1 protein-coding gene and 1 pseudogene are annotated in these 351 nt (G+C 54.1%); one reads left to right on the forward strand and one right to left on the reverse strand.

Annotated features, from left to right (window positions below):
* On the forward strand, window positions 1–103 hold a 103-nt coding region (locus V5P19_RS23125; RefSeq protein ID WP_334407858.1), incomplete at its 5' end, for a hypothetical protein.
* Here the strand turns inward: V5P19_RS23125 and V5P19_RS23130 are convergent.
* Window positions 100–351: pseudogene (locus tag V5P19_RS23130) on the reverse strand (hypothetical protein); the annotation flags it as partial. The gene V5P19_RS23125 and the pseudogene V5P19_RS23130 sit on opposite strands and share 4 nt — an antisense overlap.

Consider the following 351-nt stretch of genomic DNA (forward strand, 5'->3'; position numbering starts at 1 on the left):
GGGTTACGGTTTCGCACCTGCACTGGTTTATATCTCCGCCGTCGCGTTGATTGGCGCGCTCTCTTACATCCTGCTGGTGGGCGATGTGAAGCGCGTTGGCTAATCTTTCAACTGTGGAATATGCGCCATACCACTGCGCATAATCCACTTTCTTAAAGCCGGTGCGGTCAGGCATCGGCTTTTTACTATCTTGCCGAAGAGTTTTAAACGCAGTTTGCGGGTGGCGCGCCAGTAAGCGGTATTGAGCTTCTCTGGCTGCTTCAGTAACACCGCACGCAGAATGTCTGCGCTATCCAGCGCATAGCTAATCCCCTCCAGCGAACTGGCGCTGATAAATCCTGCCGCTTCGCC

It is taken from the genome of Enterobacter sp. UNJFSC 003, assembly GCF_036903355.1.
Classification (GTDB): Bacteria; Pseudomonadota; Gammaproteobacteria; order Enterobacterales; family Enterobacteriaceae; genus Enterobacter.